Below are 12,846 nucleotides of genomic sequence, written 5' to 3'. Positions count from 1 at the left end.
GAACCGACAAAACTCGGTCAGTCCGCCTGCGGGCCGAGTTCCTTGTCGAAGCCTTCCTCGACAAGGGTCAGGAAGCTGGTGATCAGGGTGAGTTCCTCGACCGTGTAGGCGGACAGGGCGCGCCGCCAGGTGCCGAGGAGGGGGCCGAAGAGGGGGGCGATGTCGGCCCGAGCGCGGGCATCGTTCAGGTGGATCAGGACACGCCGCCGGTCGGCGGGATGCCGGACGCGAGTGGCGAATCCGGCTTTCTCGAGCCGGTCTATCAGACCGGTCATGGAGGCGGTGGTGAGACCGGTGAGTTTCGCCAGTTCACTGGATGTGCGCGGGCCCGACTGCAGCAGTTGCAGTACCTGCATGTCGGTGGCGTTGATGCCCAGGCGCGCGGCGGCGCTCTGATTCATTCGCATGCTGCTTTCAGCTGTGCGGCCGATTCCGGCCAGGGCGGCGTCGATCAAATCTGTTTTCCTCGTTGACATCTCGCAAGCCTCTCGTCATTCTTATTACTAGGTTTCCTAGCAATCAAGTTTCCGTGTATTCAGGATAGTCAATCGAAAGACCGTGCGAGTCATGTCCCGATCACCGTTCCCTGCCCTTGCCCTCCTGGGCGTCACATTCGTCGTCACCGCACCCGCGGCCGTGGCCGAGCCCGACTCCGGCGCGGCCTATCTCGGGCGCTGGAACTACGACTTCCCCGACCACTCGACCATGGTCAACTACGCGACCGAGAACACCCCCGGCGCCCCGGACGGGCCGCAGATCGGCGACATCATCTTCACCTCGTCCGCCGCCGGGCGGGTCACCGGGCGCACCGACGTGGGCTGTACCTGGGAATTCAAGTCCACAGCCGACGGTCTGACCCTCGACCCGCCCAACCAGACCTGCCACAACCCCACCTTCGGCTACTCCTACACCACCACCGCCTGGACCGTACGGGTACACGGCGACAAGGAAACCGAATCCATTACCGCCCTCAGTCATCACCAGGACGCCGACTACACCTTCACCCTGGAACACGGGGCGCGGACCAGGGTCCGCGAGGACGACCCGGACGCCGCGAAAGCCTTCGAAGGAAACTGGTCGGCCAACAACGCACCCCAGGGAAACGTCACGCTCACAAGGAATTACGGCGACCGGCTGGTCGCCCGCACCGACGACGGCTGTACCTGGACGCTCGTCTCCCGCGGCGACACCGCCAAACTCGATCCCCCCGTTCAAACCTGCACTCAGGGCGATTCCGCTGTGACACTACGTTTCTGGACCATTGCCGACTCGGGCGATCACCAGATCTCGACCATGACCGGCACCGACGCCAAGGGTGACCCCATCTTGATCAACAGCGAACTCACCCGCCACTGAGGGATGTTTCCACCCTCCCACGGCCCGACCGACCGGCGGCCACCCAACGGTCAGACGAGTTCGACCTCGTCGAAACGTACGGTGAAGCTGTGGCGGCGTTCGCTCAGGACGCCGCCCTCCCGGTGGACCAGGCCTTCGCTGAAATCGATGCGTAGTTCTTCCCGGTGCTTGTCGACGGTGCGCACGACGCCGCAGATTCCGATGAACGGCCCCTCCGGGAAGTACACGACGTCGCCCGGACCGAATTCGGTAAAGCCCACGCGGCCACAGTAATCCACGCCGCTGTTCTTTGCCTGTGGACGCGCTGGCGTGGTCGCCCCCGTTCCGGCCGATCGATATGACATGGTGGACCGATGGCCACCTGGAGAGAGTTCGAGCATGCCGCGCCCGAACTGGCCGCCGCCGTGCGGGCCAGGTTCGAGGCGACCAAACACCACGTGCCCCTCGGTGCGGGCTCGCGACCCGGTTAGGCGGTGTGAGAACGGTCTTCGTGCCACTGCTCGACAGCAGTCTGCACAGCCAACTCATCTTCTTTGGCGTGCGCGCCCGAGGCCCCCGCCGCGCCCAGAATCACCCCGTTCTCGGTCACGAGAACACCGCCGGCGTACGGCACGAAATCACCGCCAAACAGATGCTGGATACTGCCGGTGATCGCTCCAGGCAAGTCGATACCCCCCGACGCTCGCAGCGTCAGCAAGGCCGTGCGCGCCTTCGCCACCGCAATCCGGCTCGTCATCGGCATCCCGCCGTCGGCACGCCGCAACACGATCACCGACCCGGTGACATCGACAACTGCTACTGCAAGTGGCGGAAACTCACGCTCGGCCCCCACTCGCAGTGCAGCCGCAACCAACCAATCAGCATCAGCCAAAGTCAAACCCGGCAACCGGGGAGTCTCACCCATCCCCACACCCTATCCCCGCGCCCAGGAACATCCGTCCGTCCGCTGGCTCGAATTCGCCTCGTAGTCAGCATCTTCGGCGAAATTCGACGCCATGTCCGAGCAATAGTGGAGTGAGGGCCGGTCGGCCGCGTATGCCACGGGTCAACCGGCAAGTCCTCCAGGAAGCTGCCGGATCCGGGCCGGATGCCTCAGCGGACGACGTCGAAGATGTTCTTCTGGATTCCGTTGGAGTAGGTGGCGGCCTCGACCAGCTTCAGCTTCTGCGCGTCCTTGTCGGACTCGGAGAACAGGCGCTTGCCCGCGCCGAGCAGGACCGGGAAGACCAGCAGGTGGTAGCGGTCGATCAGACCCGCGTCGGAGAGGGCGCGGTTGAGCGAGGCGCTGCCGTGGATGATGATCGGGCCGCCGTCGGTGTCCTTCAGGGCTGCTACCTCGTCGACGGAGCGCAGGATGGTGGTCTCGCCCCAGTTCGTCACCAGGTCGGCATCGGTGAGCGTGGTGGAGACGACGTATTTCGGCATGCCCTTGTACCCGGCAAAATCCGCCATGTCGGGCCACACCGGGCTGAAAGCCGCATAGCTGACGCGGCCCAGCAGCATCGCGGTGGCTTCCTCCTGCTCCCGTCCTTTGATCTCGTAGGCCTCGGGAACGAATTCGACATCCTTGAAGGTCCAGCCGGAGTTCCGGTAGCCGGGTTCGCCACCCGGGCCCTCCACGACGCCGTCGAGGGAAATGAAGGCGGTGCTGATGAGAGTGCGCATGCTCTGCTCCTTGATATGTGGTGTGTCAGTTGGTGATTCGAATGGTTCGGCCGGGGCTGCGTCAGCCCAGCAGGCTGGTGAGCCACTGTTGCCAGGCGGTCTCGGCCCCGGCGGTGTCGAGACCGAACAGGTGATGGAACATCAGCGCCAGCCCGGTGGGCGCGTGGTGGAAGGTGTAGAGCCCGTCGGCGGTGCGGATCTCGAAACGCTCGTCGTCGGCCCACACCACCTCACCGTGCAGCGCCGGCAAGCCCGCTGGTTCGGCCTGCACCCGCGCGCCCACCGCCACCGGGTCCGGTAGCGCCAGCGCCCGGATGAGCGCCGACCGCACCGCCTGCCCCGAAGAGCCCATGGCGACGGCGAATACGGGAGCCGCGATCCGGCCCGGGAAGTGCGTCAGGTATTCGCGCAGCGTGTTCAGGTGGAACGGCCAGCCGCGGCGCAGAGCGTCGTATTCGTCCTGCCAGTCGTCGCCCAGCATGCCGCTGTGGACCACCCGCAGGACGGTGCTGCCGCCCTCGCGCCCCTCGAGCAGATACTCGAAGGCCATGAACCGGCCGTCCTCGTCGGTCCCGGTGCGGGTGGCGAAGTGCTTGCCCGGCTCGTACGCGGTGATCACCGATTCTTCCCGCCGGCCACCGGTATCCATGGCGGCGATCCCGCCGGTCCGTGCCTCGACCTCGTTGCGCCCCATGAACCAGGAGTCGATTCCCGGCCCGGTCGCGATCGCCTCCCAGACCTGGTCCGGGCTCGCGGGCAGGGTCGCCTCCAGCTCGATTTCGAACGGATGCCCCATCGTCAGTTCTCCTGTCCTGCTTCGGATTCGGTGTCTTTCCGCGCGGTGGGAATCTGGTGCATGCCGACGACCACCCGGTGGTCGCGCCCGCCCGGTGCGGACTCGTCGTGGTAGCGGCTGACCAGTGTCGTCACTGCCTGCGCCAGCTCCTCGGCGAACGCCGCCCGGTCGGCCGCGGACGCGAACCGCACCTGCGCGTCGATCCCGAAGGTCGCGACCCGCCGCTGCGCCCGGGCCGCGCCGCTCAGCAGCGCCCCGACCTCCTGTACCAGCCGCGCGCCCAGCGCCACCAGCCACCGCGCCGACAACTGGTCGGGCGAGCGCGCCGGATCCGGACTGACCGCACCCAGCGCGCTGGGGGAGATCACGTAAGAGGCTGCCGTGGCCCGGAATACACGCTCGGTGACATTGCCCTTGCGCCGTTCCTCGACCAGCTCGACCAGCCCGTGCCGCTCCAGCTCCTTGAGGTGGTAGTTCACCTTCTGCCGCGGTAGCCCGAGCCGACCGGCGAGCATGGCGGCCGAGCCCGGCTCGGCGAGAGCGGCGAGGATCCGGGACCGGATCGGGTCCAGGGAAGCCTCGGCCGCGGCGGGTTCTTCGATCACAGCGACGTCCAGCACCACCCCAGAGTCTCACCGACAAAAATATTTGTCAAGGAAGACGAAGTTGTCGGTCGTCGAGTGCCGCTGGTGCCGACCGCGGTCGACCGGGTTTCCGGCATTGACACCGGCCGGGTCGCGCCGCACGCTGCGCCGGTGAGAATTTTCTTCATAGTGGCCATCCCCACAGCGGCGGCTCCAGCGACTGACGCGCGATGACCGGTCCTGCTGACTTCGGTCCGGACGCCTACGTTGTACGCACGGGACTGTGGCGGTGGCGCCGCGCCGCGCACGGCCGAGTGGTCTTCGCCGTCCACGGTGCGGGTGTCTACTTCGCTGCTGATGCGTTCGGCCCTGTCCAGACCGTGCCCTGGTCGCGAATCTGCGCGATCGAACTGTTCACCGAAACCACCTCGACGCCGCGAAATCAGTTCCGCCACCGGTGCATCGGCGTGCGGGCCCGCGGCACCACCCAACCCTCCCGAGGCGGTCCGGCGGCCCGCCCCATACCCGAATCGTCGGCCCGGCTCCTGCGCGACGCCGGTCGCGCCGACCTGATCCCCGGTGCCGACGGCACCATCCGCTGGGCATACCGCCGCATGACGGGCTGGCGGGTATCGCGCCAGAGCCTGGCCGCGGCCGTCACCCGCCACGCTCCGCACATTCCGGTCATCGACGGCCCGTCCTGGCCGCCTGCCCTGAACTGGTCCGAGGCACTCACGGCCCGCAAGCGACGGCCACGGTGACGTCGGCGCCGCGGTGAGCCGCGTCACCGACACGCGCCGCGATGTCACACATCGGGCTCGAATGGTGTCTTCATGTCCGAAACCACCAACGGTGAAGGAGGGCGGACATGGAACGGGTCGTCAGGGTCGTCGTGGTCGGCGGCGGATATGCGGGGATCATCGCAGCCAACCGGTTGCGGACTCGGGAGGACGTGGAGATCACGGTGATCAATCCGCGGCCGCAGTTCGTGGAGCGAATTCGGTTGCACCAGTTGGTCGCCGGCTCCGGCTCCGCCGTGGTCGAGTACGACGCGCTGCTCGGCGCGGGGATCCGGCTGATCGTCGATGAGGCGACGGTGATCGATGGGGTGCGGCGCAGCGTGGCGCTGAAGAGCGGAGGCAATGTGGCCTACGACTACCTCATCTACGCCGTCGGCAGCCACGGGGCGGCCCCGGCCGTCCCGGGCGCAGCCGAATACGCCTACGACATCGCGGAATTCGAGCACGCCGAGCAACTGCGCGACGCGCTGGCCGGTGCGGACGCGGCCGCACCGGTGACAGTGGTCGGTGCCGGGCCCACCGGCATCGAGACCGCCGCCGAGCTCGCCGAGCAGGGCCGCCCGGTCACCCTGGTGTGCGGTGGCCTGCTCGGCCCGTACCTGACGACGACCGCCCGCCGCTCGGTCGCCCGGCAACTGACCACACTCGGCGTGACCATCGTCGACGGTCCGGATGCCAAGGTCACCGCCGTTCACCCGCACAGCGTCGTGCTGGCCGACGGTCGCGAACTGCCCAGCCCGATCACGGTGTGGACGGCCGGTTTCGGCGTCCCGGACCTGGCCGCCCGCAGCGGCCTGAGCACCGACGCCGCCGGCCGCCTGCTCACCGACGAAACCCTCACCAGCGTCGACGATCCCCACATCCTGGCCGCCGGTGACGCCGCCGCCCCCTCCGGCCAACCCCTGCGCATGAGCTGCCAGGCCGCCGTCCCGCTCGGCGCCCACGCTGCCGGAACCATCCTGAGCCGCCTCGCCGAATCCGAGCCCGCCGCAATCGATATCGCGTTCGTCGGCCAGTGCATCAGCCTGGGCCGCAAACGCGCGACCGTGCAGCTGGCCCACTTCGACGACACCGCCCGTCGGGCCTACCTCGCCGGCCGCGTTGCCGCCACCGTCAAGGAGGCGATCTGTAAATCCACCGTGTGGGGCCTCGCCCGCGAAGCCCGCAAACCCGGCTCCTACGCGGCCATCAAGGGCGGCAAACGTCAGCAGCGCATCGCGGCCGCCGCAGCGATGGCCGATCAGAGGTAGACCGCCGGTCGAAATCGCCGCTACAAGCCCAGTTTCGTGACGGCGTTGTCCTCGAGTGGGTTGGCGGTGCGGATGTAGCCGTGGACGGTGCGGGGGTTGGACCAGCGGCCCTGGCGCATGATCTCGCGGTCGCTGGCGCCGCCGAGGGCGGCCTGGGTGGCGAAGCCGGCGCGCAGGGAGTGACCGGAGAACAGGGTGGGGTCGAGGCCGGCGCGGGCGGCGTAGCGCTTGACGAGTTCGGCGACCGCGCGGCCGGACATGGCGGTGGCGGCGATGCCGCCGTGGCGTGAAATGGCCGGGAACAGCGGCAGATTCGGGTCGGTGAGGGTGGTGCCGGCGAAGCCGTGGCAGCGGTGGATGTGGGGGTCGGGCGGCGGGGTGGCGTCGAGCCAGGCGCGCAGGTCGGTGGCGGCGTGCGCCTCGCGCAGGCGGGTCCAGTCGGCGAAGGCGCAGACGGGGCAGGTGTGCGGGCGCTGGCCGCGGGGCAGGGCGACGCGTTGTTCGTTCACGCCGGTGGCGTCGGTCTTGGTGGCGGGCAGCTGGATCAGCAGCAGCGGCTCGCCGGTGGTGTGGTCGGTGGTGACCGCGACATCGGCGACCCGCAGCGCGGCGATCTCACTGCGGCGCAGCGCCCCAGCGAATCCGACCAGCAACAGCAGTGTGTCGCGGCGGCGGGCCGGTTCGGTGGGCCACTGCGCGGCCGGCAACTCGTTCAGCAGCTGATCGAGGGTGTGCAGCAGCACCGGCCGCTTCCGCTTGGGACGGCTGCGCCGGGTGCGGCGGATACCGCGCAGGGTCAGCCGCACCACGTCGGCGCGGGTGGGGGAGGGCAATCCGTTGGCGGCGTGCACGGCGGCCAGCGCCGCGGCCTTGCGCTCCAAAGTGGCGGCGCTGAAGGCCCATTCGCCGTTCTCCCGCCGCGCGTCCGCCGCCGCGGCCAGATACACCGCCACGTCCAGGGCGTCCGCCGGTAGCGCCTGCCGCGCTTCCGCCGCGCACCAGGCCGCCCACGCGATCCAGTCGGTCCGGTACGCGCGCAAGGTATTCGCCGACTGCGACGCCTCGAGATACCGCCGCAGCGATCCGGCCTGCACCTCGTCGAAACGATCGCGTACCAGACGCAGCGCCGCCGCGTCGACCAGCACACTGCGCACCCCGCGTCGCAATTCGCCGCGCACCTCGTCGGGCACCGCGATCACCGCGGTCTGTTCCACCGGCTCGGTGACCTCCGTCGGATCTGGCATGTCCCCGACCCTAGATTGACTATGTGCTCCCGTTGCAGCAGACCCCGATTCACGTGTCCGACGACATTCTCGACGACCTCCGACAGCGCCTGACCCGGACCCGCTGGTTCGACGACGACGGCAATGCCGACGGCCACTACGGTGTGCCCACCGCCTATCTGCGCGAGCTGGTCGATCACTGGCGTACCGACTTCGATTGGCGCGCACAGGAAAAGGCCATGAACGCCTACGAGCACTACCGGGTCGAGGTGGACGGCGTCCCCATTCACTTCCTGCGCAAACCTGGCGTCGGCGACAACCCGATCCCGCTGATCCTCACCCACGGCTGGCCCTGGACCTTCTGGCACTGGTCCACAGTGATCGACCCGCTGGCCGATCCGGCTGCGCACGGCGGTGATCCCGCGGACGCGTTCGAGGTCATCGTCCCCTCGCTGCCCGGTTTCGGTTTCTCCACCCCGGTACCGTCGCGCCCGGATCTGAACTTCTGGAAGATCGCCGACCTCTGGCACACCCTCATGACCGATGTGCTGGGCCATCGCACCTACGCCGCCGCCGGATGCGATGTCGGCGCCCTGGTCACCGGCCAGCTCGGCCACAAATACGCCGACGCCCTCTACGGCATCCATATCGGCTCCGGTCAGCGCCTGGACCTGTTCAACGGCGAACGCGCCTGGGACATCACCGGCGGCCGCCCGATTCCCGAGGGCCTGCCCGGCGACGTGCACGCGCGAATCATCGAGCTGGAGAAGCGATTCGCGGTCCACCTGTCCGCCCAGATGCTCGCCCCCGCCACCCTGGCGCACGGCCTGTCGGATTCACCCGCGGGCATGCTGGCCTGGATCCTGGAGCGCTGGATGCGCTGGAGCGACCACCGCGGCGGCGACTTCGAATCCGTATTCAGCAAAGACGAGGTCTTGACCCACGCGACCATCTACTGGGCGACCAACTGCATCGGCAGCTCGATGCGCCTCTACGCCAACCACAATCGCTACCCCTGGACCCCGTCCCACGACCGCTGGCCCGTGATCGAGGCACCCACCGGCCTCACCTTCGTCGCCCACGAGAACCCGCCCGGTGTCACCACTGCCCAACGCGCCCAGCAGTTCCGCGACAGCGACCGCGGCGCCTGGTACCACCTCGTGAATGTGACCGCCCACGATCACGGCGGCCACTTCATCCCCTGGGAGGTCCCGTTCGAATGGACCGACGACCTCCGCCGCACCTTCCGCGACCGCCGCTGGCCTTCCGCCACCGATGTGATGGGGGCTTGCGGGGAGGTCGCTCGCAAGCCCCACGGAACGCCGGCGGAAATCGTGTCAGGGGTCTTGCCGTGATCGGGCGAAACGCGACATTTTCACGCGGCGGCCGTGCGGGTCAGCACGACGACGGGAATCTCCCACTCCACTTTTGCTTGGAAATCGGCCATGAAGGGTGTCATCTCGAGCTGCCGGTCCCACAGCCGCGCCCGCTCGTCCCCACTCGCGACCACGGCGGTGACCGGCCAGGTCTCGGTGCCCACCTCGACCGTCCCGGCCGGATTTGCCACCAGGTTGTGATACCAGCCCGGCCGGTGCGGCCGGCCGCCGTTGGCGGCGAAGACCACCAGGCGGTCGCCGTCGCGTTGATAGGCCAGCGGCCAGGTGCGGCCCTGCCCGGTGCGGGCCCCGGTGGTGGTCAGCAACAGGAGATCACGCTCGGCGAACTGCCCGCCGACCTGTCCGCCCCCGGCCCGGAATTGCTCGATCACTTCTTCGTGCAGTCGCTGACGCGCAACGTCGGTCATGGTCGGCATCAACTGTGTTGCCGCCGTGGGTATTCCGCTCCCGGCGGCGAATCCGCCTCAGTGCTGCAACCGCCATTCCGCATCCGGTTTCGGAAGCGGCCAGGTCCACCGGCTCTTCATGCGCAGCTCCAGTAACTGCTGTCGGCGACCACACGACTGCTCGGTGGCACCGTCGCCCTCGACGCAGTTGCGGTGGATCCACATCATGGCTTCCACCGTGCCCGAGAGGCGCATGGCGTCATGCTCGGGCATACGATGATGCGTGAGCACCGACGGCGTGTCCGACATGGCCCAATCATCCCTCAGCCCGGCCGTGCTGTCGTCCAGTCCGCGCGTCTTCGCCTCTCGTGAGAGGAGTTGGTCATGTGTCGTCTGTTCGGACTCTCGGCCGCCCCGCAGCGGGTGCACGCCACCTTCTGGTTGCTGAACGCGCCGGACAGCCTGTCCCAGCAAAGTCACCGCGAACCCGACGGCGTCGGCCTGGGCACCTTCACCGCGGCGGGCGCGCCGCTGGTGGAGAAGCAGCCGATCGCCGCCTATGAGGACCGGCTCTTCGCGCAGGAGGCCCGCGAATGCGAATCCGAAACCTTCGTCGCGCATGTTCGCTTCGCCTCCACGGGCGGGCTGAAGACGCGCAATACCCATCCGTTCGAGCAGCACGGGCGCCTGTTTGCGCACAACGGGGTGCTGCAGGGACTCGACGAGCTGGATCACGAACTCGGTGACTATCGCCGACTCGTCCACGGCGACACCGACTCCGAGCGTTTCTTCGCCCTGATCACCGCCCGGATCGACCATCATGCGGGCGATGTCACCGCGGGCATCACCGACGCGGTCGGCTGGATCGCCGACCGGCTGCCGCTCTATGCGCTCAACCTGATCCTCACCACCGCGACCGAGCTGTGGGCCCTGCGCTATCCCGGCACCCACGACCTGTATGTCCTCGAGCGCGCCGCCGGTGGCGCACAAGGCGATCGGCGGCTCGACCACGCGAGTCACCGTCATCGGGGCATTCGCACCAGCAGTGGCGCGCTGACCGACTATCCTGCTGTCGTCATCGCCAGCGAACGCATGGACGACGACCCCGGATGGCGGCTGCTCGCCTCCGGCGAACTGCTCCACGTCAACGGGCGTCTGGACGTGCGGTCCAGCATCATTCGGGATTCCCCACCCCGCCACCTGCTTTCGCTCGCCGACCTCGACGAGACCGCCGCCGCCTCCCAGACCGCGCACTGACGATTATCGCTGCGGCATGGTCCGCTCGGTCACTCCGGTCGCGAGACCCGGGCCAGATCGACAGTGGCCGCGCGCAACTCGGCGATGTTGTCGATCGGTGCGAGATAGCCGATACGGGTGACCGCGATGCCACGCGGGGTGGTGACCCGCAGGTCGAGGCCGAAGCGGTCGGCGCGTTCACAGACCGCGGCGGTCGCGTCCGGATAGCCGCCGCGGGCGTGGGCCATGTCCAGCAACGCGTCCGCGTGATCGTCATTGAGATGCGCGATGGCACGGGCCGCACCGGGGATGATCGGATCGGCCTGGGCGGCCGCGTATTCGTCGGCGGTCGCGGAATCCATGCGGCCGTACCCGCCGACCCAGCGGGCCCGCTGCACACGCAGTACCCACACCGTGAAATCGCTGAAGTCGATGTAGGTCTTGGCCGCCGGGACCGCGGCCAGGTGGGCCTCGCGGGCCGCCACCGCCTCCTCGCCCTGCGGGCGTTCGGCGACACCGGCGAGCGTCAATCGCGTTCCGGCCAGCGGGTCCTCCGGCAACTCCGGGGTCACGATGGACAGGCTGGCGCGCGGATCGCCGGCCAGGTTTCGGCCGTGCTCGGCCATCCGGGACACACACAGGACCGGTTGTCCCGCAAGCAGTCCATACGTGACGAAACTGGCCCAGGGGCCGCCGTCTGCCGACAGGGTGGCCAGGGTGGCCGTATTCGTCGCCGCGGCAACGGTTCTGGCCTCATCCGCCGCGGACGGCCGGGTGGTGATCGCGATGGGGGTCAGCGGCGGGGGAGTCGAGGGCGCGTCGCCCGGTTCGCCGTGGTCGAGAGCCATGCGTCACAGGCTACCCGCGCGGCCGAACAGGACCGATCAGTCGGGAAGGATTGGCACCGAGAGCCCTTCGCCCTTCCGCAGCAGGGCCGCACGCGTGACGGTGCCCGCGCCGAAGCGATCGCGCAGTGCGTCCAGAGTCGAATCGAGGGTGGATTCCGCGCGCGGCTCGAACGGCAGCGACAGCTGCATGGTGTCGGCGTCGTCCAGATTGGTCAGGGACAGACCGATGAGAGTGAGGCCGCCGCGCTCCCGGATCAGCGGCATGGTCGCGGACAGCAGAGTGCGCGCCGCCCGCAGAACGGTCTCGCCGCTGTCGGTCGCCTCGGCCAGCGTGTGCGAGCGGGTGGCGCGCGTGAAATCGTCGAAACGCATGCGCAGCACCACCGTTCGGCACACCCGCCGGGCTTTGCGCAGCCGGTGCCCGAGCCGGTCGGCCAGTCCGTGCAGGTACCCCTCGAGTTCCTCGTCGCTGCGATGGCGGCGGCCCAGCGCCCGCTGCGCGCCGATCGAGCGCCGGCGCCGCCCGGTGTCCACCCGGCGCGGGTCCCGCGCCCACGACAGGGCGTGCAGATGCCTGCCCGTGGCCGGGCCGAGCACTGCCGCGAGCGGCCCCTCACCCAGGTCCGCGAGCTGCCCGACCTTGGTGATGCCGCGTTCACGCAGCTCCCGCGCGGTCACCTCGCCGACGCCCCACAGGCGTTCCACCGGCAGCGGATGCAGGAATTCCAGCTCCCGGTCGGGTGGAACCTCCAGCAGCCCATCGGGTTTGGATACCGCGCTGGCCACCTTGGCCAGGAACTTCGTGCGCGCCACCCCGACCGAAATGGGCAGTCCGACCTCCGCGCGCACCCGCGCCCGCAGCCCGCGCGCGATATCGACCGGAGTGCCGGCGATCCGCCACAGTCCGGCCACATCGAGAAATGCCTCGTCGATGGAGATGCCCTCCACCTCGGGCGTGGTGTCGCGGAAGATCTCGAACACCGCCTTGCTGGCCTCCGAATACGCCGACATCCGCGGCGGCACCACGATCGCAGTGGGGCACAAGCTCAGTGCCTGACGCACATTCATGGGCGTCCGCACCCCGAACGCCTTCGCCTCGTAACTGGCGGCCAGCACGACCCCGCCGCCGACGAGCACCGGCCGCCCCCGCAGCCGCGGACTGTCGCGCTGCTCCACCGACGCATAGAAGGAGTCCAGGTCGGCATGCAGAATCGCCGCCCGCTCGGGGCGCGCGCTCATCCTCGTGATCGAACCGGACACGAACATATGTTCGCATACCCGATGGTCTGTTGTCCGCGTGTCCCG

Annotated in this window: 16 protein-coding genes; 5 read left to right on the top strand and 11 right to left on the bottom strand. The window is 68.8% G+C overall.

What is annotated here, in order from left to right:
- Positions 1-17: 17 nt before the first annotated feature.
- Entirely contained in the window at positions 18-401 is a 384-nt protein-coding gene (locus tag ACWEKS_RS16070; protein WP_452340799.1) for a MarR family winged helix-turn-helix transcriptional regulator, read from the bottom strand.
- A 166-nt stretch (positions 402-567) separates the two neighbouring features.
- Between ACWEKS_RS16070 and ACWEKS_RS16065 the strand changes: the two genes are divergently transcribed.
- A complete protein-coding gene (locus tag ACWEKS_RS16065; RefSeq protein WP_452340798.1) occupies positions 568-1,356 on the top strand; it encodes a hypothetical protein in 789 nt (262 codons plus the stop codon).
- A 50-nt stretch (positions 1,357-1,406) separates the two neighbouring features.
- Here the strand turns inward: ACWEKS_RS16065 and ACWEKS_RS16060 are convergent, their stop codons facing one another.
- From ACWEKS_RS16060 to ACWEKS_RS16040, 5 genes are all read right to left on the bottom strand, one after another.
- Entirely contained in the window at positions 1,407-1,616 is a 210-nt protein-coding gene (locus tag ACWEKS_RS16060; protein WP_452340797.1) for a hypothetical protein, read from the bottom strand.
- 206 nt (positions 1,617-1,822) lie between these two features.
- Positions 1,823-2,260: a GlcG/HbpS family heme-binding protein gene (locus ACWEKS_RS16055; protein WP_452340796.1), complete on the bottom strand. Its 438-nt coding sequence runs from the start codon at positions 2,258-2,260 to the stop codon at positions 1,823-1,825.
- 188 nt (positions 2,261-2,448) lie between these two features.
- A complete protein-coding gene (locus ACWEKS_RS16050) occupies positions 2,449-3,021 on the bottom strand; it encodes a dihydrofolate reductase family protein (protein ID WP_452340795.1) in 573 nt (190 codons plus the stop codon).
- 61 nt (positions 3,022-3,082) lie between these two features.
- Positions 3,083-3,817: an SRPBCC family protein gene (locus ACWEKS_RS16045; protein ID WP_452340794.1), complete on the bottom strand. Its 735-nt coding sequence runs from the start codon at positions 3,815-3,817 to the stop codon at positions 3,083-3,085.
- A 2-nt stretch (positions 3,818-3,819) separates the two neighbouring features.
- Positions 3,820-4,437 carry an ArsR/SmtB family transcription factor gene (locus tag ACWEKS_RS16040; protein WP_452340793.1) on the bottom strand — a complete coding sequence of 206 codons (618 nt, stop codon included), beginning with the start codon at positions 4,435-4,437 and terminating at the stop codon, positions 3,820-3,822.
- Positions 4,438-4,631: 194 nt separating this feature from the next.
- Here ACWEKS_RS16040 and ACWEKS_RS16035 point away from each other — a divergent pair, with 194 nt between their 5' ends.
- Together ACWEKS_RS16035 and ACWEKS_RS16030 are read left to right on the top strand one after the other, a co-directional pair.
- Entirely contained in the window at positions 4,632-5,162 is a 531-nt protein-coding gene (locus tag ACWEKS_RS16035) for a hypothetical protein (protein ID WP_452340792.1), read from the top strand.
- Between the two features lie 107 nt (positions 5,163-5,269).
- Positions 5,270-6,451, top strand: coding sequence for an NAD(P)/FAD-dependent oxidoreductase (locus ACWEKS_RS16030; protein ID WP_452340791.1), 1,182 nt, complete (start codon positions 5,270-5,272; stop codon positions 6,449-6,451).
- Positions 6,452-6,471: 20 nt separating this feature from the next.
- Here the strand turns inward: ACWEKS_RS16030 and ACWEKS_RS16025 are convergent, their stop codons facing one another.
- Positions 6,472-7,695 (bottom strand): site-specific integrase, encoded by a 1,224-nt coding sequence (locus tag ACWEKS_RS16025; protein WP_452340790.1) that lies wholly within the window; start codon positions 7,693-7,695, stop codon positions 6,472-6,474.
- A 23-nt stretch (positions 7,696-7,718) separates the two neighbouring features.
- On the opposite strand from ACWEKS_RS16025, the gene ACWEKS_RS16020 reads away from it, so the two are divergent.
- Positions 7,719-9,029: an epoxide hydrolase family protein gene (locus ACWEKS_RS16020; RefSeq protein WP_452340789.1), complete on the top strand. Its 1,311-nt coding sequence runs from the start codon at positions 7,719-7,721 to the stop codon at positions 9,027-9,029.
- Between the two features lie 20 nt (positions 9,030-9,049).
- On the opposite strand, the gene ACWEKS_RS16015 is transcribed toward ACWEKS_RS16020, so the two are convergent.
- Both ACWEKS_RS16015 and ACWEKS_RS16010 read right to left on the bottom strand, forming a co-directional pair.
- Positions 9,050-9,478: a nitroreductase family deazaflavin-dependent oxidoreductase gene (locus tag ACWEKS_RS16015; protein WP_452340788.1), complete on the bottom strand. Its 429-nt coding sequence runs from the start codon at positions 9,476-9,478 to the stop codon at positions 9,050-9,052.
- A gap of 57 nt (positions 9,479-9,535) precedes the next feature.
- The gene (locus ACWEKS_RS16010; protein ID WP_452340787.1) at positions 9,536-9,766 is read right to left on the bottom strand and encodes a hypothetical protein; all 231 of its coding nucleotides are present in this window, start codon (positions 9,764-9,766) and stop codon (positions 9,536-9,538) included.
- 75 nt (positions 9,767-9,841) lie between these two features.
- Between ACWEKS_RS16010 and ACWEKS_RS16005 the strand changes: the two genes are divergently transcribed.
- Positions 9,842-10,714 carry a class II glutamine amidotransferase gene (locus ACWEKS_RS16005; RefSeq protein ID WP_452340786.1) on the top strand — a complete coding sequence of 291 codons (873 nt, stop codon included), beginning with the start codon at positions 9,842-9,844 and terminating at the stop codon, positions 10,712-10,714.
- 29 nt (positions 10,715-10,743) lie between these two features.
- Here ACWEKS_RS16005 and ACWEKS_RS16000 read toward each other — a convergent pair whose 3' ends face one another.
- Together ACWEKS_RS16000 and dinB are read right to left on the bottom strand one after the other, a co-directional pair.
- Positions 10,744-11,541: a HugZ family pyridoxamine 5'-phosphate oxidase gene (locus ACWEKS_RS16000; protein ID WP_452340785.1), complete on the bottom strand. Its 798-nt coding sequence runs from the start codon at positions 11,539-11,541 to the stop codon at positions 10,744-10,746.
- 36 nt (positions 11,542-11,577) lie between these two features.
- A complete protein-coding gene (dinB, locus tag ACWEKS_RS15995) occupies positions 11,578-12,807 on the bottom strand; it encodes a DNA polymerase IV (RefSeq protein WP_452340784.1) in 1,230 nt (409 codons plus the stop codon).
- Positions 12,808-12,846: the final 39 nt, after the last annotated feature.

The organism is Nocardia sp. NPDC004711, assembly GCF_053601595.1.
Note: the sequence above shows the minus strand (reverse complement) of the source record. Positions and strands in the feature narration are given on the sequence as shown.

Excerpts from the sequence above, each read along its gene's own strand:
- ACWEKS_RS16070 (WP_452340799.1), bottom strand. The coding sequence starts at position 401 with ATGAATCAGAGCGCCGCCGCGCGCCTGGGCATCAACGCCACCGACATG.
- ACWEKS_RS16065 (WP_452340798.1), top strand. The coding sequence starts at position 568 with ATGTCCCGATCACCGTTCCCTGCCCTTGCCCTCCTGGGCGTCACATTC.
- ACWEKS_RS16055 (WP_452340796.1), bottom strand. The coding sequence starts at position 2,260 with ATGGGTGAGACTCCCCGGTTGCCGGGTTTGACTTTGGCTGATGCTGAT.
- ACWEKS_RS16050 (WP_452340795.1), bottom strand. The coding sequence starts at position 3,021 with ATGCGCACTCTCATCAGCACCGCCTTCATTTCCCTCGACGGCGTCGTG.
- ACWEKS_RS16045 (WP_452340794.1), bottom strand. The coding sequence starts at position 3,817 with ATGGGGCATCCGTTCGAAATCGAGCTGGAGGCGACCCTGCCCGCGAGC.
- ACWEKS_RS16035 (WP_452340792.1), top strand. The coding sequence starts at position 4,632 with ATGACCGGTCCTGCTGACTTCGGTCCGGACGCCTACGTTGTACGCACG.
- ACWEKS_RS16030 (WP_452340791.1), top strand. The coding sequence starts at position 5,270 with ATGGAACGGGTCGTCAGGGTCGTCGTGGTCGGCGGCGGATATGCGGGG.
- ACWEKS_RS16025 (WP_452340790.1), bottom strand. The coding sequence starts at position 7,695 with ATGCCAGATCCGACGGAGGTCACCGAGCCGGTGGAACAGACCGCGGTG.
- ACWEKS_RS16015 (WP_452340788.1), bottom strand. The coding sequence starts at position 9,478 with ATGACCGACGTTGCGCGTCAGCGACTGCACGAAGAAGTGATCGAGCAA.
- ACWEKS_RS16010 (WP_452340787.1), bottom strand. The coding sequence starts at position 9,766 with ATGTCGGACACGCCGTCGGTGCTCACGCATCATCGTATGCCCGAGCAT.
- ACWEKS_RS16005 (WP_452340786.1), top strand. The coding sequence starts at position 9,842 with ATGTGTCGTCTGTTCGGACTCTCGGCCGCCCCGCAGCGGGTGCACGCC.
- ACWEKS_RS16000 (WP_452340785.1), bottom strand. The coding sequence starts at position 11,541 with ATGGCTCTCGACCACGGCGAACCGGGCGACGCGCCCTCGACTCCCCCG.
- dinB (WP_452340784.1), bottom strand. The coding sequence starts at position 12,807 with ATGTTCGTGTCCGGTTCGATCACGAGGATGAGCGCGCGCCCCGAGCGG.